14 protein-coding genes are annotated in these 22,803 nt (G+C 70.1%); 10 read left to right on the forward strand and 4 right to left on the reverse strand.

Annotation, left to right across the window (positions count from 1 at the left end; genetic code table 11):
* Positions 1–145: 145 nt before the first annotated feature.
* Complete coding sequence (locus tag ACZ60E_RS02800) at positions 146–3,592, reverse strand: CARDB domain-containing protein (RefSeq protein ID WP_469437346.1); 3,447 nt, start codon at positions 3,590–3,592, stop codon at positions 146–148.
* Between the two features lie 537 nt (positions 3,593–4,129).
* On the opposite strand from ACZ60E_RS02800, the gene ACZ60E_RS02805 reads away from it, so the two are divergent.
* From ACZ60E_RS02805 to ACZ60E_RS02830, 6 genes are all read left to right on the forward strand, one after another.
* Positions 4,130–8,416: a discoidin domain-containing protein gene (locus tag ACZ60E_RS02805; RefSeq protein ID WP_469437348.1), complete on the forward strand. Its 4,287-nt coding sequence runs from the start codon at positions 4,130–4,132 to the stop codon at positions 8,414–8,416.
* Positions 8,417–8,507: 91 nt separating this feature from the next.
* Positions 8,508–9,521, forward strand: a complete 1,014-nt coding sequence (locus tag ACZ60E_RS02810) for a LacI family DNA-binding transcriptional regulator (protein ID WP_469437351.1) — start codon at positions 8,508–8,510, stop codon at positions 9,519–9,521.
* Between the two features lie 253 nt (positions 9,522–9,774).
* Positions 9,775–11,193 carry an ABC transporter substrate-binding protein gene (locus ACZ60E_RS02815; protein ID WP_384797103.1) on the forward strand — a complete coding sequence of 473 codons (1,419 nt, stop codon included), beginning with the start codon at positions 9,775–9,777 and terminating at the stop codon, positions 11,191–11,193.
* A gap of 74 nt (positions 11,194–11,267) precedes the next feature.
* A complete protein-coding gene (locus ACZ60E_RS02820) occupies positions 11,268–12,230 on the forward strand; it encodes a carbohydrate ABC transporter permease (protein WP_366783755.1) in 963 nt (320 codons plus the stop codon).
* A 19-nt stretch (positions 12,231–12,249) separates the two neighbouring features.
* The gene (locus ACZ60E_RS02825) at positions 12,250–13,125 is read left to right on the forward strand and encodes a carbohydrate ABC transporter permease (RefSeq protein WP_453790112.1); all 876 of its coding nucleotides are present in this window, start codon (positions 12,250–12,252) and stop codon (positions 13,123–13,125) included.
* 174 nt (positions 13,126–13,299) lie between these two features.
* Complete coding sequence (locus ACZ60E_RS02830) at positions 13,300–14,916, forward strand: glycoside hydrolase family 13 protein (protein WP_384797109.1); 1,617 nt, start codon at positions 13,300–13,302, stop codon at positions 14,914–14,916.
* A 22-nt stretch (positions 14,917–14,938) separates the two neighbouring features.
* On the opposite strand, the gene ACZ60E_RS02835 is transcribed toward ACZ60E_RS02830, so the two are convergent.
* The gene (locus tag ACZ60E_RS02835) at positions 14,939–15,430 is read right to left on the reverse strand and encodes a nucleotidyltransferase domain-containing protein (protein ID WP_469438313.1); all 492 of its coding nucleotides are present in this window, start codon (positions 15,428–15,430) and stop codon (positions 14,939–14,941) included.
* A 98-nt stretch (positions 15,431–15,528) separates the two neighbouring features.
* On the reverse strand, positions 15,529–16,092 hold the full coding sequence (locus ACZ60E_RS02840) for a GlcG/HbpS family heme-binding protein (protein WP_469437355.1): 564 nt from the start codon (positions 16,090–16,092) through the stop codon (positions 15,529–15,531).
* Positions 16,093–16,446: 354 nt separating this feature from the next.
* On the opposite strand from ACZ60E_RS02840, the gene ACZ60E_RS02845 reads away from it, so the two are divergent.
* Together ACZ60E_RS02845 and ACZ60E_RS02850 are read left to right on the forward strand one after the other, a co-directional pair.
* Positions 16,447–17,679 (forward strand): sensor histidine kinase, encoded by a 1,233-nt coding sequence (locus ACZ60E_RS02845; RefSeq protein WP_469438315.1) that lies wholly within the window; start codon positions 16,447–16,449, stop codon positions 17,677–17,679.
* The gene (locus ACZ60E_RS02850; protein WP_453790110.1) at positions 17,676–18,308 is read left to right on the forward strand and encodes a response regulator; all 633 of its coding nucleotides are present in this window, start codon (positions 17,676–17,678) and stop codon (positions 18,306–18,308) included. The genes ACZ60E_RS02845 and ACZ60E_RS02850 overlap by 4 nt, the downstream gene beginning before the upstream one ends.
* Positions 18,309–18,674: 366 nt before the next feature.
* Here the strand turns inward: ACZ60E_RS02850 and ACZ60E_RS02855 are convergent, their stop codons facing one another.
* Positions 18,675–19,439, reverse strand: coding sequence for a FadR/GntR family transcriptional regulator (locus ACZ60E_RS02855; protein ID WP_469437357.1), 765 nt, complete (start codon positions 19,437–19,439; stop codon positions 18,675–18,677).
* A 246-nt stretch (positions 19,440–19,685) separates the two neighbouring features.
* On the opposite strand from ACZ60E_RS02855, the gene ACZ60E_RS02860 reads away from it, so the two are divergent.
* On the forward strand, positions 19,686–21,053 hold the full coding sequence (locus tag ACZ60E_RS02860) for an MFS transporter (protein WP_469437359.1): 1,368 nt from the start codon (positions 19,686–19,688) through the stop codon (positions 21,051–21,053).
* Positions 21,050–22,798 carry a dihydroxyacetone kinase family protein gene (locus ACZ60E_RS02865; protein WP_469437361.1) on the forward strand — a complete coding sequence of 583 codons (1,749 nt, stop codon included), beginning with the start codon at positions 21,050–21,052 and terminating at the stop codon, positions 22,796–22,798. Before ACZ60E_RS02860 ends, ACZ60E_RS02865 begins: the two co-directional genes overlap by 4 nt.
* The last annotated feature ends 5 nt before the right edge of the window (positions 22,799–22,803 follow it).

Here is a 22,803-nt window from a genome sequence, read left to right on the forward strand (position 1 = left end):
ACGGCCGGGCCGCACGGAACGGGTCTCCGGCCCCTGTCACAGGAGCCGGAGACCCTTTGTTCGGACCTGCCGTTCAGCGGTTCGGCCACTCAGCCGTTCAGCCGTTCGGCGGTCCGGCGGTCGGGCAATTCAGCGGTTCAGAGGTTCAGCGGTTGAGACGGGCGGCGGACGCCCCGACCGGCGCGCCGGTGATGGTGAACTGCGAGCCCGGCTCGATGAGCACGCTCCCTTCGGCCGAGTCGGTGATCGTGACGTTCGTCAGAGCGGCGCTGCCCCGGGCCCCGCTCATCGCGAGGATGCCGGAGCCGTTCTTCGACCCGTCGATCTTCACGTCGGTGATCTTGACGCCCGGCATCGAGCCGCCGCCCGTCTTGAACTGGATGCCGTCGTACGTCGAGTCGTAGATCTCGGTGTCACGGATCGTGACGCCGGGGATGTCCTGACCCTGCGCGAACAAGGTGATGGCGCCGAACTCCTGGTCCTCGTTCCAGAACGCGCCGCCCGTCCGGTGCAGGGCGTTGCCCGCGATGAGGGTCTGCCCGGTGAACGGGAGCGGGTCGTGGTCGGTGGCGAGCATGATGCCGGGGTAGTTCATCGTGTCGGCGATGACGTTGTTCTCGATGGTGTTGCCGTAACCGCCGTACACCGCGATGCCGTTGGCCCGCCACGGCAGCTGGATCGTGTTGTTGCGGAAGTGGTTGTCGTGCCCGATGTCGACCGAGGTGTCCTTCACGTACTTGCTCGACCACACGGCGAGCGCGTCGTCACCGGTGTTGCGGAAGGACGAGTTGTACACGGTGGAGTTACGGGTGCCGTTGGCGAAGTTGATGCCGTCGGCGTAGGTGTTGCGGATGCGGACGCCGGAGAACTCCAGACCGTCGCCGGGGCCCCACAGTTCGGGGATGTTGGAGTAGTCGCGACCGGCCCACACACCGACGTTGGCGTGCTCGATCCACACGTTGGTGATCTTCGTGCCCTTGCCGAAGCGGCCGTTGAGACCCACACCGCCCTCGGCGTTGCCGTCGCCGCCGCGGATGGTGCCCGAGCCGAAGATGGCGATGTCGGAGATCTGGGTGTTGTGGTCGATGTCGAAGCCGAAGTTGCCCTCGTGCGGGTGGTTGATGCCCCCGGCCTGGTGCGGCGGGGTGAGCGTGTAGAGCTGGGAGTGCCACATGCCCGCACCCTTGATGGTGACGTCCCGGATGCCGACCTGGTTGTACTGGCCGCGGTTCAGCGGGTCGTCGGTGAGGATCTTCTGCTCCTGGCGCCACTGCCCGGCCGGGATCCACACGCAGGAGATCGTGCCGTTCTGGTCGGCGGTGACCGCCCGCTGGAGGGCGTCGGTGTCGTCGAGCCCGTCGTTCGGGACGGCCCCGTACTCGGTGATCGAGGTGCAGTTGGCCGGCTTGCTGGTGGCGGGCGCGACCTGCTCCAGGTCGACCAGGTCGATGACGTAGAACGCGGCCGTGTCGCCCGCGTCCCGCTGCAGACGGAACTTGGTGCCGACGGGGTAGGACTGCGCCAGCAGCGCGTGCGACTCGTCGAAGAGCCGGCGGGCGTCACCGCCGGGCGTGTTGGTCAGCCCCTCGGGGTCGTCGGTGGTCCCGTACAGCCAGCTGTGTTTCGACGACAGGTCGAGCTTCTGCACGAAGGTGTCGTCGGCGTACAGGCTGATCGTGGCCTGCGCTCCGCCACCGCTCGCCGCGTCGGGGATCGAGTTGCGCACCACGATCGAGTTGGAGGGCGTGGTCGAGGTGAACTCGACGAACTGGCCGGTGGAGTTGAGCCGGACGGACTTGCGGCCGGAGGACTCGGTGGCGAAGTTGGTGTGCCCGAAGGTCCGCTTGGCGTCGGCGGTCAGGAGGGTGCCCTGGTAGCGGCCGTCCTCGGCCTCCAGTTCGGTGTAGGGGACGGCGGCGCCGCGGCCGACGACGAGGGACTTGGCGAGGACGTTGTTGTTCTCGTTGGTCTCGGTGACGACTCCGGTGGCGTCGGCGGTCGCGGTGAGGGTGGCCCCGCCCGCGGTCGCCGTCCACGTGCCGCTGATGGCCACGTTCACGGTGGCGCCCGCCGCCACCTGGGCGGTCGTGCCGTTGAGCGTGGTGGAGCCGACCTGGAGCCGGGTCACGGAACCGGCCGCCGCGGCGGTGGTGCCGCGGTTGTGCACGGCCACGGTGAAGGAGACGGACGAGCCGACGGCCGGGTTGGCCGGGCTGCTGGTGATGCCGCTGACTTCGAGGTCGGGGCCGGGTGCCTGGCCGACGACCAGCCGGGACGCGGCGGTACGGCTGTTGTTGCTGTCGTCGAGCTCGGCGACCGTGTTGCGCGGGTCGACCACGGCGGAGACGCCGTAGCTGCCGGCCGGCCGGGTGCCCGCGGCGACGGCCACGGTGGCGGACGCCCCCGCTTCGAGCGCGGGTACGTTTCCGCTGCCCGCGACCGTGCCCTCCAGGCTGGCCTCGACGGTCGTGGCGGCCGAGCGTGCCGTGCCCGCGTTGCGGACGGTGGCGTTGACGGTCACCGCGTCCCGCTCGGACGGCGAGGCGGGTGTCCAGTCCAGGCCGGTGACGGTCAGGTCGGGCGCGGGTGCGGCGGTCCCGACGATCTGGAACTCGGCGACCTGGCCGCCGGGCGCCCCGGTGTTGGAGAAGAACCGGAGCCGGACGTCCGACCAGCGGCCGGTGACCGGGATGGTCACCGAGTTGCTGTCCCGGGAGGGGCTGAAGGCGTAGTCGGCGCGGTCGCGCAGCGAGGTGAAGCCGCTCGCCGAGTTCTCCCGGCCGAACACCTGGATGCCCTGGGTCCTGGCGCCCCACGCCTGGTCCGGGTTGAGCTTGACCACCACGGCGGTGATGTCCGCGTCGGCGCCCAGCTTCACGGTCAGGTCGGAGGGGTGGCCCGCCGCCTCCCAGTAGGTGGAGGTGGAGTCGTCGGTGGCGTTGGCGGCCACGTACGACTGGACCGACGAGGTGGCCTCGACCGGCTTGTTACGGGCCAGGTTGGTGCCGGTCGGCGGCGGAGTGGTACCACCGTCGTCGCCGATCACCTCCAGCTCGGAGAGCTGGGCGGCGTTCCAGCCGGTGTTCCCGGTGATGTTCACGCGCACATAGCGGGTCGTGGCGGGGGAGGTGAGGGTGACCGGGACCGTGTTGGCCTGCGCCGGGTTGAACGCCCGGCCCGTCGACGCCGCGAGGGTGCTGAAGCTGGACCCGTCGGTGCTGCCCTGCACGGCGAGCGTCTGACTGCGGCTCTCCCAGGCGGCGGGCAGCTTGAGCACCACCTGGTCGACGGTGCGGGTCGCGCCCAGGTCGACCTGGACCCACTGCGGGAAGGACCCGGTCGGCCCCTCCCAGTAGGAGGCCTGGGAACCGTCGGTGACGTTCCCGGCGGTGTACGAGCCGTTCGAGCCGCCCGCCGTGGCCGGCCGGCCGAGCGCGAGGTTGACGGCGGCTGCCGCCTTCGCGCCCTCGGTGTCGGGGGCGGTGGCGGCCCGGGCGCTCGACGTGAGGGCCAGCGGGATCAGCCCGGTGGTCATGAGCGCGGCTATGACGGCACCGGTCAGTGACCGGCGACCGAGGGGTCTCCATCTCATGGGGGTCCTCTGTTCCGTTGTTCCGTGGGGGAGCTTCGGGGGCTTCGGGGGAGCGGGAACACGGCGGTCGGCCTTGGCACACCGGGCCAGGCACAGGGAGTGCGGGAGAGGGCGGGGAGTGTCCGACGAGGAATGCACCGGCCTTGCACGTAAATTGAGCTGCTCAGTCGATTCTTTGCGGAAACTACGCCCACAGGTTTCTAGCCTGTCTCCACTTTGTCAACGGTCCCGGTACTACCGGTAGTTGACGTGTAAGCGGCTTGCATCGCTTGCGGTCCCACTTGCGTTTTTCGACAGTCCGCACGAAAGCCGCTGGCCCGGTGCCGCAGCAGGTGGGGGCGGGCCGCAGGGTTGCGTTTCGGACATGCTCACGCCATAGACGTACTGCCAGCCGTCTGCAACTCTCTGATCGATCGACGCAAAAGAGAGTGCTCTTCACCGCACATTGAAGCGCGATGCGCCGACCCCCACGGAAACCCACCCACACAGCCGCCCCGGGGCCGCCCACCTCCGGACCGGGACGGAGATCGGGGACATATGAGACCGCAACGCCGGGGATGGCGGGGGATAGCCGCCGTTCTCTCCACCGCCCTGCTCCTGCTGGGCTGGCCGGCGCTGACCTCCGCCGCGGAGGCCGCCGGGCCCAACCTCGCCGCCGGACGGCCCGCCACCGCCAGCAGCGCCCACGCCGAATACGCCGCGAACAACATCACCGACGGCAACCAGGGAACGTACTGGCAGAGCGCCGGGAGCACCTTCCCCCAGTGGGTCCAGGCGGACCTCGGCGTCACCGCCCGCGTGGACGAGGTGGTGCTGCGACTGCCGGCCGGCTGGGAGAGCCGCAGCCAGACCCTGTCCGTGCAGGGCAGCGCGGACGGCACCAGCTTCACCACCCTCAAGACCTCCGCGTCGTACGCCTTCAGCCCCGGCAGCGCCAACACCGTGACGGTGACCTTCCCCGCCGCCCAGGCCCGGCATGTGCGGATCGAGATCACCGCCAACACCGGCTGGCAGGCAGCCCAGCTCTCCGAGCTGGAGGTCCGCGAGGCCGGTGACTCCTCGGCGAACCTGGCCCGCGGCCGTACCCTCACCGCCGCGAGTCACAACGAGACCTATGTGCCGGCCAACGCGGCCGACGGCAACAAGGCCAGTTACTGGGAGAGCCGCAACAACGACCTGCCGCAGTGGATCCAGGCGGACCTGGCCTCTTCCGTGCGCGTCAACCGGGTCGTGCTGCGTCTGCCCGACGGCTGGGGCGCCCGCAGCCAGACCCTGAAGATCCAGGGCAGCGCCAACGGCACCGACTTCACCGACCTGACCGCGTCCAAGGCCTATGCCTTCGCGCCGGGCGACGGCAACTCGGTGACGATCTCCTTCGACGCGACCACCACCCGGTACGTACGCGTCCTGGTCACCGCCAACACCGTTCAGCCCGCGGCCCAGTTGTCCGAGCTGGAGGTCTACGGCCCGGCGACCGGTGACACCCAGGCGCCGAGCGCGCCCGCGGACCTCGCCTACACCGAGCCCGCCACCGGCCAGATCAAGCTGACCTGGAAGGCGTCCGACGACAACACCGGCGTCACCGGCTACGACGTGTACGCCAACAACGAGCTGCTGACCAGCGTCGCGGGCACGGTCACCACCTACACCGACAACCGCCCCGGCAACGCCACGGTCTCCTACTTCGTACGGGCCAAGGACGCCGCCGGGAACGTCTCCGGGAACAGCAACACCGTCACCCGCCGCGGCGACAGCGGGGACACCCAGGCACCCACCGCGCCCGCGAACCTGGCCCTCACCGAACCGGCCGCCGGGCAGATCCGTCTCGCCTGGAACGCCTCCAGCGACAACAGCGGCGTCACCGGCTACGAGGTGTACGCCAACAACAGCCTGCTCACCACGGTCGGCGGCACGGTCACCACGTACACCGACAACCGTTCCGCGAGCGTCACGGTCTCCTACTTCGTGCGGGCCAAGGACGCGGCCGGGAACGTCTCCGGCGACAGCAACACCGTGACCCGCAACGGCACTTCGGGCCCCGGCTCCAACCTCGCGGTCGGCAAACCGATCACGGCCTCCTCGACCGTGCACACCTTCGCCGCCGAGAACGCCAACGACAACAGCACCTCCACCTACTGGGAGGGCTCCGGCCACCCCGCCACCCTCACCGTGAAGCTCGGCGCCAACGCCGACGTCTCCTCGCTCGTCCTCAAGCTCAACCCCGACAGCTCCTGGGGCGCCCGCACCCAGAACATCCAGGTCCTCGGCCGCGAGCAGGACGCCTCCGGTTATACGAGTCTGGTCGCCGCGAAGGACTACGCCTTCAACCCCTCCAGCGGCAACAGCGTCACCGTGCCCGTCACCGCGCGCGTCGCCGACGTGCAGCTCCGCTTCACCTCCAACACGGGTGCCCCGGCCGGGCAGCTCGCCGAGTTCCAGGTGATCGGCACCGCCGCGCCCAACCCGGACCTCGAGGTCACCGCACTCACCGCGTCCCCGGCCTCCCCGGTCGAGTCCGACGAGATCACCCTGACCGCCACCGTCCGCAACAGCGGCGAGGCCGCCGCACCCGCCAGCGCGGTCGCACTGCGGCTGGGCGGCACCAAGGTCGCCACCGCGTCCGTCGCCGCCCTCGCGGCCGGCGCGACACGGACCGTCAGCGCCTCCATCGGGGCACGCGACGCGGGCACCTACCAGCTCAGCGCCGTGGCCGACGAAGCCGACGCCGTCATCGAGCAGAACGAGACCAACAACACCTACACCAGCCCCACTTCACTCGTCGTGCGCCCGGTCTCCAGCTCCGACCTCGTGCCGGTGCTGACCACCACACCGTCCGGCCCCGCGGACGGCGACACCGTCACCTTCAAGGCCGCCGTACGCAACCAGGGCACCACCGCCTCGGCGGGCGGCGCGCACGGTCTCACGGTCACCCTGGTCGACTCCAAGGGCGCCACCGTGAAGACCCTGACCGGCTCCTACGACGGCACGATCGCCGCCGGAGCCACCACCGGCGCCGTCACACTCGGCACCTGGACCGCCGCCAACGGCTCGTACACGGTACGCACCACGGTCGCCGCCGACGCCAACGAACTCCCGGTCAAGCGGGAGAACAACACCGCGAGCCAGTCCCTGTTCGTCGGACGCGGCGCCAACATGCCCTACGACATGTACGAGGCCGAGGACGGCGCGACCGGCGGCGGCGCGGCGACGGTCGGACCCAACCGGACCGTCGGCGACCTCGCGGGCGAGGCGTCCGGCCGCAAGGCGGTCACCCTCAACAGCACCGGTGAATACGTGGAGTTCACCACCAAGGCCGCCACTAACACCCTGGTCACCCGCTTCTCCATCCCGGACTCCGCGGGCGGCGGCGGGACCGACGCCACCCTCAACGTCTACGTCAACGGCACCTTCCGCAAGGCGCTGTCGCTCACCTCGAAGTACGCCTGGCTGTACGGGGCGGAGGCCGGTCCCGGCAACTCACCGTCCGCGGGAGCCCCGAGGCACATCTACGACGAGGCACACCTGATGCTGGGCGAGACCGTGCCGGAGGGCGCGAAGATCCGGCTGCAGAAGGACACGGCCAACACCTCCAAGTATGCGATCGACTTCGTCAGCCTGGAGCAGGTCTCACCGGTCGCCAACCCGGACCCGGCCGCGTACGCCGTCCCGGCCGGTTTCGGGCACCAGGACGTGCAGAACGCCCTCGACCGGGTGCGGATGGACACCACCGGCAAGCTCACCGGTGTCTATCTCCCGCCGGGCGACTACGAGACGTCGAGCAAGTTCCAGGTGTACGGCAAGGCCGTGCAGGTGGTCGGAGCCGGGCCCTGGTACACGCAGTTCCACGCCCCGTCGGGTCAGGACAACACCGACATCGGGTTCCGGGCCGAGAACACCGCGAAGGGATCCTCGTTCAAGAACTTCGCCTACTTCGGCAACTACACCTCCCGCATCGACGGGCCGGGCAAGGTGTTCGACTTCGCCAACGTGTCGGACATGGTCATCGACAACACCTGGACCGAGCACATGATCTGCCTCTACTGGGGCGCCAACACCGACCGGGTGACGATCAGTGACGCACGGATCCGCAACACGTTCGCCGACGGCATCAACATGACCAACGGCTCGACGGACAACCGGGTGGTCAACAACGAGTCCCGGGCCTCCGGCGACGACAGCTTCGCGCTGTTCTCCGCGATCGACGCGGGCGGCGCCGACATGAAGGACAACCTCTACGAGAACCTGACCTCGATTCTCACCTGGCGGGCCGCGGGCATCGCCGTCTACGGCGGCTACGACAACACGTTCCGCAACATCCACATCGCCGACACCCTGGTCTACTCGGGCATCACGATCAGCTCGCTGGACTTCGGCTATCCGATGAATGGGTTCGGCACCTCTCCGACGACCGTCGAGAACGTCTCCGTGGTCCGCTCCGGCGGCCACTTCTGGGGCAACCAGACCTTCCCCGGCATCTGGCTGTTCTCCGCCTCCAAGGTCTTCCAGGGCATCCGCGTCAACGACGTGGACATCGTGGACCCGACCTACAGCGGAATCATGTTCCAGACCCAGTACGACGCCGGCGGGCGGCCCATCAACCCGATCAAGGACACGATCCTCACCGACATCTCGGTGACGGGCGCCCGCAAGAGCGGGGACGCCTACGACGCGAAGTCCGGCTTCGGACTGTGGGCCAACGAGCTGCCCGAACAGGGTCAGGGTCCGGCGGTCGGCGAGGTCACCTTCAACGGCCTGCGCTTCAACGGCAACGCCGTGGACGTACGGAACACCACCTCCACCTTCAAGATCAACATCAACCCCTGACGTGATCCCGGCGAGATAGGGGACGGCGCCCGAAAGGAGGCCCACAAGGCTGGCGCAAGCCGTTTGCGCGGCTTGCGCTAGCCTTGCGCTCATGACGCGACGACTTGCTCAGGTAGCCAAGAAGGTTGGAGTCAGCGAGGCCACGGTCAGCCGGGTCCTCAACGGCAAGCCCGGAGTGTCGGACAGCACCCGGCAGTCCGTGCTCACCGCGCTGGACGTCCTCGGCTACGAGCGTCCCACCCAGCTGCGCGGCGAGCGGGCGCGTCTGGTCGGCCTGGTCCTGCCCGAACTGCAGAACCCGATCTTCCCCCTGTTCGCCGAGGTCATCGGCGGCGCGCTGGCCCAGCAGGGGCTCACCCCGGTGCTGTGCACCCAGACCAAGGGCGGCGTCTCCGAGGCGGACTACGTGGAGCTGCTGCTCCAGCAGCACGTCTCCGGTGTGGTGTTCGCGGGCGGCGGCCTGTTCGCCCAGGCGGACGCGCCGCACGACCACTACCGGCAGCTCGCCGAGCGGCGTATCCCGGTCGTGCTCATCAACGCCCCGATCGAGGGGCTCGACTTCCCGTGCGTCTCCTGCGACGACGCCGTGGCGGTCGAACAGGCGTGGCGCCACCTGACCCTGCTGGGGCACGAGCGCATCGGCGTGGTCCTCGGCCCGAGCGACCACATCCCCTCCCGGCGCAAGCTGGCCGCCGCCCGGGTCGCCGCGGAAGCGGCCGGCGGCTCTCTGCCCGACACGTACGTGGAGCGGTCGATGTTCTCCCTGGAGGGCGGCCAGGCGGCCACCACCCGCCTGCTGGACCGTGGTATCACCGGCGTCGTCTGCGCCAGCGACCCGCTCGCGCTCGGCGCCATCCGTGCCGCCCGCAGGCGGGGCCTCGCGGTGCCCGAGCAGGTCTCGGTCGTCGGCTACGACGACTCCGCCTTCATGAACTGCACCGAGCCCCCGCTGACCACGGTCCGCCAGCCCGTCGAGGCCATGGGGCGGGCCGCCGTGGACCTGCTGTGCGCCCAGATCCAGGGCGCCGAAGTCCAGCCCGGCGAGCTGCTGTTCGAGCCGGAACTGGTGGTTCGCGGCTCCACGACACAGGCTCCTCGGGACTAGTCCGTACGACGCTGAGCCGGCCCTTGCGGCCGAAGCGCGGTGAGGCCGACCCCGGCCTCACCGCGCTTTTGCTTGCGCGCGCACTCCTCCCCTGAGGCTCCCTGAGATCAACCGTATCCATCTTTCTGTCAAACATTTACGAAAGCTGCGCGAGATATTGCGGTCATCTGTTCGCGGTGGTTGAGTGTGCGGCGCCCCACATCGCACCGGCGATGAGGGCGCCTTCCACGTTCATGCCCGAAGGGGACCACCCATGAGAAGAGCTCGGTTCCGCCGCACCCGCCGCGTCGGCGCGGTCACCCTCGCTTCCGCGCTCACGCTGACGGCACTCGCCGCCTGCGGTACGAGCAGCAGCGGCGACGACGGCGACAACGGCTCCGGCAACGGCGCGAAAGCCGATCCCGCCGCACCGCTGGACCCGAAGACGAAGGTGTCCATCTCCATCGACTGCATGCCCCCCGCGGCGAAGGCGGCCGAGCTCAAGCAGTGGAACGAGGACGTCAAGGAGTTCAACAAGAAGTACCCGAACGTCACCGTCAACGGCCGTTCCACGCCGGGCCAGTGTCTGGAACCGCCGCGCTTCACCGCGATGCTCAAGGCGAAGTCCCAGCCCGACGTGTTCTACACGTACTTCACCGACCTGCCCCAGGTCCTCGACAACGACGGCGCCCAGGACATCACCGCGTACGTCAACGACAAGAGCGTCCCGCTGCTGAAGGACATCGACCCCGACGTCCTGGGCTCGCTGAAGAAGGACGGCAAGCTCTACGGCCTGCCCACCAGCAACTACCGCATGGGCCTGCTCATCAACCGCAAGCTCTTCAAGGACGCCGGCCTCGACCCCGACGCCCCGCCGGCGACCTGGGCGGACGTCCGTACCGCGGCCAAGAAGATCGCGGGCCTCGGCGGCGGTGTCGCCGGATTCGGCGAGTACAGCGCGGCCAACACCGGTGGCTGGCACTTCACCGCGCAGATGTACAGCCTCGGGGGCGATGTCGTCGACGCGAGCGGCAAGAAGGCCGCCTTCAACGACGACACCGGCAAGCAGGTCGCCGAGAACCTGCACGCCATGCGCTGGGACGACGACTCCATGGGCAAGACCCAGCTGCTGAAGTGGGGCGACCTCCAGAAGCAGATCGCCACCGACAAGCTGGGCATGTTCCTCGCCGCGCCCGACGACGTCACGTACATGGTCCAGCAACTCGGCGCCAAGTACGAGAACTTCGGCATGGGACCCATCCCGGGCGGAGAGAACACCCTCGCCGGCGGAAACAACTACATGATCAAGCAGGGTATTTCGGCCGACAAGGTCAAGGCCTCCATCGCCTGGCTGAACTTCAAGTTCACCACGGTCGGCAAGGGCCAGTACGACTGGCAGCGCTCCAAGGCGGATGACCTGCCCGTGGGGCTCCCGCAGCCCAACCTGTGGCTGAACGGCTCCAAGTCCAAGGACGACGCGGCCCGCAAGGAGTTCGCCACCATGCCGGTGGAGAACTTCAAGGCCTTCACCGACAACCCCGTCCCGGGCAAGGCCGAACCGCCGAAGGCCCAGGAGATCTACAAGGTCCTCGACAACGTCATGTCGGGCATCCTCACCAACAAGGACGCCGACATCGACAAGCTTTTGTCCACCGCCGAGTCCCAGGTCAACCAAGTCCTCGCCACCCAGTGACCGTGCGGCGGCCGGGCGGGTGACACCACCGCCCGGCCCGCCCGCGCGCCGCCGCAGCACGTCAAGGAGCGAGCATGTCGGCCCCCACCCTCACCAAGGACCCGGCGGTCAAGGACCGCCGTCCCCGCAAGCCCCGCACGGGGGCGCCGCACCTCCCGGACGGCGGGTTCGGCAAGACCCTGCGCCGCAACCTCACCGCCCACGGCTTCCTCATCGGAGCGGTGCTGTGCTTCGCCTTCTTCTCCTGGTACCCGATCGTCCGGGAGTTCCTCCTCGCCTTCCAGAAGACCGAGGACGGCGACGTCAGCTGGGTGGGCTGGGACAACTTCGTCACCGTCTGGAACGACCCGGCCTTCGGCCAGGCCTGGCGCAACACCCTGTGGTTCACGGTGCTGGCCCTGCTCCTCGGCTTCGTCGTCCCGTTCGTCACCGCCCTGATCATCAATGAGTTCCGGCACGGCCAGGGCTACTTGAGACTGCTGGTCTACTTGCCGGTGATGCTCCCGCCGACGGCGTCGGTCCTGCTCTTCAAGTACCTGTACGACCCCGGGTACGGCATGTTCAACGAGATACTCGGCGTCTTCGGCGTCCCCGCCCAGCAGTGGCTCCAGGACCCGGACACCGCGATGCTCTCGGTGGTCGTCGCCTCGACCTGGATGAACATGGGCGGCGCGACACTCATCTACCTCGCCGCGCTCCAGGGCGTACCCGGCGAACTGTACGAGGCCGCCGAACTCGACGGCGCGGGACTGTTCCGCAAGGTCTGGCACGTCACCGTCCCGCAGACCCGGCTCATCCTGCTGCTGATGCTCCTCATGCAGATCATCGCCACCATGCAGGTCTTCATCGAGCCGTTCCTGCTCACCGGCGGCGCCGGCCCCGAGGGCTCCACCACCACCGTCGTCTACCTGATCTACCAGTACGCCTTCAACTTCAACAACTACGGTGCCGCGGCGGCCCTCGGCCTGGTCCTGCTCGTCCTGCTGGCCGGCTTCTCGGCCGTCTACACCAAACTCAACCGCGCCGACCAGGACTAGGACCGGGGGAGACACGCACATGTCCACTCGCACGCTGATCTCACCCGCCCAACTGGCCCGCCCGCGCGGCAAGGCCCTGTACTGGGTGGCCTTCGCGCTCGTCGTCGTCCTGTTCACACTGGCCTTCCTCGGCCCGCTGTACTGGATGGTGTCCAGCGGACTCAAGACCACCCAGGAAGCCGTCCAGACCCCGCCCACCTGGGTGCCGGGCTCCGTCCACCCGGAGAACTACAAGCGCGCCTGGGAGGTGATGGACCTGGCCAAACTCCTGATGAACACCCTCTACTACGCGTTCGGCGCGCTCGCCTTCCAGCTGGTGCTCGACGTCGCCGCCGCCTACTCGCTGTCCAAACTGCGGCCCGTACTCGGCAAGATGATCCTCGGCCTGATGCTCGCCACCCTCATGATCCCGGCGACCGTCCTCGTCGTACCGCAGTACCTCACCGCGCTGGACGTACCCATCGTCCAACGCAACCTGCTCAACTCGCCCTGGGCGATCTGGCTCCCGTCGGTCACCAACGCCTTCAACATCTTCCTGCTCAAGCGGTTCTTCGACTCGATCCCCAAGGAACTGCTCGACGCGGCCTCGATGGACGGGGCGGGCCCCCTGCGCGTCCTGTGGTCCATCGTGCTGCCGGTCTCCCGGCCCATCCTCGGTGTGGTGTCCATCTTCGCCGTCGTCGGCGTCTGGAAGGACTTCCTCTGGCCGATGCTGGTCCTGCCCGACCCGTCGAAACAGACCCTCGCCGTCGGCATCTACTCCCTGGCGACCAGCGTGCCCGAGAACGTCCTGATCGCCTCCCTGACCATCGCGTCCCTGCCCACGCTCATCCTCTTCCTCATCTTCCAGCGCAACATCATGAGCGGACTGACGGCCGGCGGCCTCAAGGGCTGACCGAGCAGAGGCAGTTCACGCACGAGAAGTCTGGGCGCTCCCCGCAGTCCGGGCGCCGTCCACAGCGAACACCACGCAGGTGCCCCCACCGATCCTCCGCCGCCGCCCCGTTCCCGACGCCTCGCTGTCCGGGGCGGCGGCGGAGAACCACCCCTGCCCCGAAAGGACCGACACGTGGCAGCCCCTCAGCCCGCAACGCCCCCCGGACACACCGACGACTGGTGGCGCGGTGCCGCCATCTACCAGGTGTATCCGCGCAGCTTCGCCGACGGCGACGGTGACGGCACCGGGGACCTCGCGGGCGTCCGGTCGAGATTGCCCTACCTCGCCGAACTGGGCGTCGACGCGATCTGGTTCACCCCCTGGTACCTGTCCCCGCTCGCCGACGGCGGCTACGACGTCGCCGACTACCGCACCATCGACCCGGCCTTCGGAGACCTCGCCGAGGCCGAACAGCTCATCGCCGAGGCCCGCGGTCTCGGCATCCGCACCATCGTGGACATCGTCCCCAACCACGTCTCCGACCAGCACGCCTGGTTCAGGGCCGCACTTGCCGCGGGACCCGGCAGCCCCGAACGCAAGCTCTTCCACTTCCGCCCCGGCCGCGGCGAACACGGCGAACTCCCGCCCAACGACTGGCCCTCGCAGTTCTCCGGCCAGACCTGGACCCGGGTCGAGGACGGCGAGTGGTACCTGCACCTCTTCACCCCGCAGCAGCCCGACCTCAACTGGGCCCACCCCGCCGTGCGGGAGGAGCACGAGGAGGTATTGCGGTTCTGGTTCGAGCGCGGAGTGGCGGGCGTGCGCATCGATTCCGCCGCACTGCCCGCCAAGGACCCCGACCTGCCCGAGTTCGTGGAGGGCCGCGACCCCCACCCGTACATCGACCGGGACGACCTGCACGAGATCTACCGCTCCTGGCGGCGCATCGCCGACGAGTACGGGGGTGTCTTCGTCGGTGAGGTGTGGCTGCCGGACTCCGAGCGCTTCGCCCGCTACCTGCGCCCCGACGAACTGCACACCGCCTTCAACTTCAGCTTCCTGTCCTGCCCTTGGGACGCGGACAGGCTGCGCGCGGCCATCGACGACACCCTCGCCGAACACGCCCCGGTCGGCGCCCCGGCCACCTGGGTGCTGTGCAACCACGACGTCACCCGCACGGTCACCCGCTACGGGCGTCAGGACACCGGCTTCGACTTCGCCACCAAGACCTACGGCACACCGACCGACCTGCGACTCGGCACCCGCAGGGCACGCGCCGCCGCCCTGCTCACCCTCGCCCTGCCCGGCTCCGTCTACCTCTATCAGGGGGAGGAGCTGGGCCTGCCCGAGGCGGAGATCCCCCGGGACCGCATCCAGGACCCGATGCACTTCCGCTCCGGCGGCACCGACCCGGGCCGCGACGGCTGCCGGGTCCCGCTGCCCTGGACGGCCGACGCCCCGTACGCGGGGTTCGGCTCGGCGGTCGAACCCTGGCTGCCGCAGCCCGAGGGCTGGGCCGCCTACGCCGCCGACCACCAGGCCGACGACCCCCACTCCATGCTCAACCTCTACCGCGCCGCACTGGAACTGCGCCGCGCCGACCCGGCCCTCGGCGACGGCCCCCTGCGATGGCTGCCCTCCGACGACGGCGTCCTCACCTTCCGCCGCTCCCCGGACCTCCTCTGCGTGGTGAATCTCGCCGACGGCCCGGCCGCCCTGCCGGACCACACGGAGGTGCTTCTCTCCAGCGGGCCACTGGACGCCGACGGCAGGCTGCCCTCCGACACGGCGGTGTGGCTGCGGAGTTGACGGCACCCCGGCCGGCGGCGGGTCAGAAGTGGGTGGCGACGCCGAAGGCCCGCCGTAGCTGAGCCATGTCATGACGGTCGCGGTCGGCCGGCTCGTACCCCTGGTGGAAGTAGACCTGCTGCTCGGCCGACAGACACGGGACGGTCGTCCCCCGGATCGTGCCGCTGACGAAGCACCGGGCGGGGTACGCGAACGGGCGGTGCGGGTCCAGGGAGGCCTGCACCGCGGACCCGTCCGCCGCGAAGACCAGCGGGTGCAGATCGATCTCGCGACCGTGCGGGTCCATGACCACGAACCGCACGGGACGCCAGTCCACCGTCTCGGCGAATCCGGCCTCCGCGAGGGCCGCCACGACCATCCGCTCCTGGTCCGTCCGGTGCATCAGGTCCAGGTCGCGGTGCTCACGAGTCTCTTCCCCGACGAGAGCGTCGATGCCCCAACCCCCGCCCACCCAGACGTCGACGGCTTCCGCACGCAACGCGGCGAGCACGGACAGTACGTCGTCGGCGGTCATCACGCGAGCACGGTAGCCGGTCGACGACCGGGCGGACGACTGGATTTGGGGCCGCCGGAAACCAACCGGCAGTCAGGAGCCCACGGGCAGCCCGGAACCTACTTGTCCAGTGCCGTGACCCCGGCCCGGGCGTACTTCTCGTCGAGGTCGCCCGAGGGCGCGCCCGCCACGCCGACGCCCGCGATCGGCGCGCCCTTCGCGGGGACCGGCGCCCCGCCCGCGAGGAACAGGGTGCCCGGGATGTCCTTCAGGTTCGGGGCCTGCTCCAGGCGCTTGACCAGCTCGGACGTCGGCGCGTTCCACGACACCGCCGTGTACGCCTTCTTCACGGCGGACTCGTACGACTGCGGTCCTGCGCCGTCGCCGCGCAGGGTCACCACGGTGTTGCCGTCGCGGTCGACGACGGCGACGGAGACGCGCTGGTTGTCCTTGCGCGCCGCGTCGAGCGCCGCCTGCGCGGCCCGGCTCGCGGCGTCGGCCGTCAGCCGGGTGGACTGCGTCAGGTTCTTGTTCGAGGCGTCGGCCTTCACCGCTGCCTGGGCGGCGGGCACCGACGTGGCGCTCGCCGACCAGGCGCCGATGCCGCCGAGGGTGACGGCGGCGACGAGGGCGCCGCCGGTGACGACGCGGGTACGGCGGGAGACCTTCTTGACGTGCTTCATGGCTGCCCATTCCTCAAGGTGTGCGGATGGATGTGTAGGGGTGGAGGTGGCGGCCCCTGCTGTGCGGCGGGCCGTCCTTCTCCGTCATCCATCGTGGGTCCGGGCACGGCGCCCGACGGTCGGTGCATCGGCTGCACGCGGCGCGCGGAACGGCCGACACGGGCATCAACCGATCGGTTGACCCCCGGACCGTCCCGTTGGGCAACAATGGAGGTGTTTACCCAGTTCAGAAGCAGATCAGGAGCAGTTCAGGAGGCTCACGTGCGGTCCGATCAGAGCGGTTCGCCCCCGGGGCCGCATCCTGGCGAGGCGGTTCCCGCCGGCGATCCGGACGAGCGCCGGCTGGCCCTGGTCATGCATGTCGTCTTCTTCGTGCTGCTGGCCACCTCCCTGACCCGTTTCGTCCAGCGCCACGCCGAGGAGCCGCGCGCTCCCTGGGTGATCGGTCTGGCCGTCGTACTGGCGGTCCTCTACGCGATCGACACGGTCCTGACCGACGAAGCACCCCGCAGGCCATCTCCGTCGCACGGCCGGGGCTCATGGCCCCCCGCGCCACGGCTGATCCGGCTGGGGGCGGTCGTCGCCACCTGGGCGGTGCTCGTCGTCGGCGCGCCGAGCTTCGCGTGGGTGGCGGTGCCGCTGTTCTACGCCGCGCTGCGCGCCCTGCCGCCCGTCGCCGCGTACCTCCTCGTCGCGTTCCTCACGCTCCTCGTCGTCTCCGCGCAGCTCGCTCTGGCGCCGCGGTTCAGCCTCGACCTGGTCGTCGGGCCCGTGGCCGTCGCCACCCTCGCCACCGCGGTCTTCGTGCACATGCGGCGGCAGGCGGCCCGGCAGCGCGCGCTCATCGACGACCTGATCGGCACGCGCCGGGAGCTGGCGGCCACCGAGCGCCGTGAGGGTGTCCTCGCCGAGCGCCAGCGGCTGTCCATGGAGATCCACGACACCCTCGCCCAAGGGCTGTCCAGTCAGCAGATGCTGCTCCAGGCCGCGCTGCGGACCTGGGACACCGACCCGGCAAAGGCCCGTGAGCACCTCCGTACCGCCACGTCCGTCACCGAGCACAACCTCGCCGAGGCGCGCCGTTTCGTGCACGACCTCGCGCCGGCCGACCTCGCCAGGGGCGGCGGCCTCGAAGCCGCGCTGCGCACGCTCGCGGCGCGTGAGTCGGATGCCGGGCTGAGCGTCCGCGTCCACATCGACGGTGACGACGACCGTGATGGTGATGGTGGCGGTGGCGGTGGCGGACGTACGGTTCCGTTGCCCGACCGCGCGCAGTCCGCGCTCCTGCGGATCGCCCAGGGCGCGCTCGCCAACATCCGGGAGCACTCGGGCGCCACGGCCACCGCGCTCACGCTCACCCGGCTCGACGACCAGGTGGTCCTGGACGTCGCCGACAACGGGCGCGGTTTCGACCCCGCCGCCGTCACCGATGCTCCGTCCGGCGAGCGCGGACACGGGATCCGGGCGATGCGGGCCCGGGTACGGCAGCTCGGTGGCACGCTGACGATCGAGTCCACGCCGGGGGAGGGCGCCGTACTGACCGCCACCGTCCCGGTCGCCCCGCACACCGAGGAGACGCCGCGATGACCGACCTGCCCGTACGCCTCCTGGTCTGCGACGACCACGCCGTCGTACGCGCCGGGCTGCTCGCCCTGCTCGACAGCGAACCCGACATCGAGGTGGTGGGCCAGGCGGGCACCGGGGAGGAGGCGCTCGCCCTGGCCGCGCGGCTGAACCCCGACGTGGTGCTGATGGATCTGCAGCTCGGCGAGGGCATGGACGGCGTGGCGACGACCCGCCGGCTGACCGGCGGGCCCGCCGCCCCGCACGTCCTCGTGCTGACCACGTACGACACCGACGCGGACATCACGCGGGCGATCGAGGCCGGGGCGACGGGGTATCTGCTGAAGGCCGAGCGGCCGGAGGAACTGTTCGCGGCGATCCGCGCGGCGGCGCAGGGGCGTACGACGCTGTCGCCGCCCGTGGCCAGCCGGGTCATGGCCAATCTGCGCACACCGCCGCCCGCGCTGACCGGGCGTGAGCGGGACATCCTCGGGCAGCTCGCCCAGGGGCTCGGCAACCGGGACATCGCCCGTGCGCTGTTCATCAGCGAGGCGACGGTGAAGACGCACCTGGGCCGCATCTACGACAAGCTCGGTGTCGACACACGGGCGGGCGCGGTGTCCGTGGCGAAGGAACGCCGCCTCATCCCGTGACCGGGGGACTGATCGACCGCTTTTCATCCGCGGCCCGACGCTGGCTGACCGCGCAGTTCCCCGCGCCCCTAAAAGCCGGGGGCTGACCGAGGGGTTTTCGTCTGCGGGCTGACGGTGGCTGGTCGCGCAGTTCCCTGCGCCCCTAAAAGCCGGGGGCTGACCGAGGGGTTTTCGTCTGCGGGCTGACGGTGGCTGGTCGCGCAGTTCCCCGCGCCCCTAAAGGCCGGGGGCGCGCCCTTTGAGGGGCGCGGGGGAACTGCGCAATCGTGTACGCCCGCCACGACTTTGCCGTACCCGGGGACGCGCCTCATGGGGGCGCGGGGAACTGCGCGATCCTGTGCGTTCGCCGCAGTGGGGCCGAGGTGACTACGAGGTCTCCGCGTCCACGGACTCCCGGAGCCTGCGGCTGGCCATCACCATGTGGTCGGCCATCGCCCGATCCGCCGCCTCGGGGTCCCGCGCCCGCAACGCCTGCAGCACCGCGTCATGCTCACACAGCGTCCCGCTGACCGTGCCCTCGATGTCGCTGACCCGTTCCATCCACACCTGGAGCAGCGCCCGGATGCTGTGCAGGATGTCGCTCAGCACACTGTTGCGTGCGATGCGGGCCAGTTCCAGGTGGAAGTCGATGTCGGCGTCGATGAAGGCCTTGGCGTCGCCCCCGGCCGCCCGCATGTGCTGAAGATGCTCCTCCAGGCGCGCCAGGTCCTCGTCCGTGGCGCGCTCCGCGGCCAGCCGGGCCGACACCGCCTCCAGGTACGTACGCACCTCCACCAGGTCCTGCGTACGCCGCTGCCCCAGCATCAGTCCCCAGTTGATCGCCCGGGGCAGGAACTCCGACGTGCCCTCGCGCACGTACGAGCCCGAGCCGGGCCGGATCTCGATGATGCCGAGGACGTCCAGCGCGGACAGCGCGCCGCGGACGCTGGAGCGGGCGACGCCGAGTGCCTCGGCGAGCTGGCGCTCGGCGGGCAGGCGCGTACCGGGCTTGATGTCGCCCGCCGACAGGTGGTCGAGGAGCCGCTTGGCGACCTCGCTGACGGAGGACTCGCGCACCACGGGGCGCAGGAGTTGGGCGAGGTCGGGGGCGGCCCCGGAGGTCTGTTCGTCGGGCTGACTGGTCACGGTCACCAGTCAACCAGATACGACGCCCAAGGGGCTGACCAGCCGGTTCTTCAGCGATCCAGCCGTGCCGAAGGACGGGTTTGTCAAGAGTTGCGAGAGGGTCGAAGATGAGACCGTCCTCACATTGGTAAATTGGTGACCAATTTGAGGAGTCGGCATAGCGTGAAACCGTTCCGGTCGGCCGCCCCTGCGGCGAGCCGTCCGGCCTGACCCACCCCGGACGGAGCTGTCCGGGCGAGCCGAGGAGTCGCCATGGTTGCCGACACGCCATCCGCGGCAGTCGAAAGAACTGCCATCAAGAAGGTCTCAGTCCGCCTCGTACCGTTCGTGGCACTGATGTTCTTCGTGAACTACCTGGACCGCACAGCCGTTTCATTCGCCGAGCCGAACGGCATGGGCCAGGACCTGGCGCTCACCGCCGCCCAGTTCGGCTTCGCGTCCGGGATCTTCTTCCTCGGTTACATCGTGCTCGAGGTCCCCAGCAACATGGCCCTGCACCGCTTCGGTGCCCGCCGCTGGCTGGCCCGGATCATGGTGACCTGGGGCATCGTCTCCCTCCTGTTCACCTGGGTGGACAGCACGGGCCAGCTCTACACCCTGCGGTTCCTGCTCGGTGTGGCGGAAGCGGGCTTCTTCCCCGGAGCGATCCTCTTCCTCAGCCAGTGGGTGCCCTCACGGCACCGCACCAAGATCCTCGGGCTCTTCTACCTGGCGCAGCCGCTGACCACCGTCCTCGGCGCCCCGCTGGCGGGCTGGCTCATCGGCCACCACGGACTGTTCGGCCTTGAGGGCTGGCGCGTGATGTTCCTGTTCGTGTCGGTGCCCGCCATCATCCTGGGCGTCATCGCGTGGTTCTACCTCATCGACAAGCCCGCCGACGCGAAGTGGCTCACGCCCGCCGAGCGCGACTGGCTGACCGAGGAGCTCGCCGCGGAGAACGCGCAGAAGACCGGCCAGGACGACAAGCACGCCAAGGGAGACCTCAAGAAGGCCTTCACCAACGGCCGCGTCTGGATCCTGGCGATGGTCTACTTCGGCTTCGTCTACGGCCTGTACGCCCTGGCCTTCTTCCTGCCGACGATCATCGACGGCTTCCAGGAGCAGTACGACACCACGTTCAGCGTGATGGACAAGGCCTGGATCACCGCGATCCCGTACCTGCCCGCCGCGATCGTCCTCTTCTTCTGGACACGCCACGCCACCAAGCACGGCACCCGCGTCTGGCATGTGGCCGGACCCGCCGTGGTCGGCGGTGTCACCATCCCGCTCGCCCTCTACATGGGCTCCCCGGCCGCCACGGTCGCGGTGATCACCGTGACCGCGTGTTCCATCTTCGCGGCCCTGCCCGTCTTCTGGTCCGTACCCTCCCGCTTCCTGACCGGAGCCGCGGCAGCCGCCGGTATCGCCCTGATCAACACCGCGGGCAACGTCGCCGGATTCGCGTCCAGCTACATCACCGGCTGGCTCAAGGACTGGACCGGCGCCTACTACGTGCCGCTCTACCTGGTCGGCTTCTTCATGCTCCTGTCCGCGGTCCTGATGATCTGGCTCTCCGCCCGGGGCGGCACCGCGGAACCGGCCCCCGCAGCAGAGAACAAGCCCATGGAGGCCCTCCGATGACCCGGCTCTTCAACGACCCCGCGGCCTTCGCCGACGAGGCCCTCGAAGGCTTCGCCGCCGCCCACCGCGGCTGGGTGCGCCCCGTCACCGGAGGTGTCGTCCGCGCCGCCGGAACCCCCGCCGGGCAGGTCGCCGTCGTCGTCGGCGGCGGATCGGGCCACTACCCCGCCTTCTCCGGACTGGTCGGCCGGGGCCTCGCGCACGGCGCCGCCGTGGGCAACGTATTCGCCTCGCCCTCCGCCCAGCAGATCCGCTCCGTGGCACGGTCCGCCGACGGCGGCGCGGGCGTCCTGCTGATGTACGGCAACTACGCGGGCGACGTCCTCCACTTCGGACAGGCCGCCGAACGCCTGGCCGGCGACGGCATCGAGGCCCGCACCTTCGCCGTCACCGACGACATCTCCTCCGCCGCGCCGGAGGAGTCCGCCAAGCGCCGCGGCATCGCCGGCGACCTGCCCGTCTTCAAGGCGGCGTCCGCCGCGGCCGAGGAGGGACTGCCGCTGGACGAGGTGCTGCGCACGGCCGAACACGCCAACGCCCGCACCCGCTCCTTCGGCATCGCCTTCTCCGGCTGCACCCTGCCCGGCGCCGACCACCCCCTCTTCACCGTCCCCGAGGCCCGGATGGCCGTCGGCCTCGGCATCCACGGGGAGCCCGGCATCGGCGAGGAGTCCCTGCCGACCGCCGACGAGGCGGCCCGGCTCATGGTCACCGCCCTCCTCAAGGAACTCCCCGAGGGCGTCGGCACACCCGCCGGACAGCGCGCCGCCGTGATACTCAACGGCCTGGGCTCGGTCAAGTACGAGGAACTGTTCGTCGTCTACCGCAAGGTCGCCGCCCTGCTCGGCGACGCGGGCGTGGACATCGTCGACCCGGAGGTCGGCGAACTCGTCACCAGCTTCGACATGGCCGGCGTGTCCCTCACGCTGACCTGGCTCGACGACCGGCTCGAGCAGCTGTGGCGCGCTCCGGCCGACACCCCGGCCTACCGCAAGGGCGCCCCCCTCGCGCAGGAGCCGGCGGCCGAGGCGGCGGCGCCGTACGTCGAGGACATCGACGACACCCGCGTCCCGGACGCCACCGAGGAGTCCCGTGCCTCGGCCGCCCATGTCCTGGCGGCCCTGAACGCCGTCGCCGACATCGTCGACACACACGCCGACGAACTCGGCCGCATCGACGCGGTGGCCGGCGACGGCGACCACGGCATCGGCATGCAACGCGGCACAACGGCCGCTCTGGAGGCGGCAGTTCGCGCCCACGACCTGGGCGCCGGCGCCGGAACCGTTCTCATCCACGCCGGAGACGCCTGGGCCGACAAGGCCGGCGGCACCTCCGGCGCCCTGTGGGGCACCATCCTGCGCTCCCTCGGTACGCGCCTCGGCGACCAGGACGCCCCCACCGCGACCGTGGTCGCCGGGGGAGTCTCCGACGCCTCCGACGCCGTACGCCGCCTGGGCGGCGCCGAGGTCGGCGACAAGACGATGGTCGACGTGCTCGTGCCCTTCGCCGACACCCTCGCCGAGGCCGCGGGCGAGGGCCTGCCGCTCACCGAGTCCTGGCAGCGCGCCGCCGTCACCGCCGAGAAGGCGGCAGCCGCCACCGCCGACCTGCTGCCCCGCAAGGGCCGCGCCCGGCCGCACGCCGAGAAGTCCCTGGGCACCGCCGACGCGGGCGCCCACTCGCTCGCCCTCATCACCCGCGCCGTACACGGCGTCCTGCCCGACCACCCGCTCGACCAGCACTGAGGAAA

The organism is Streptomyces sp. NPDC102514, from assembly GCF_055584525.1.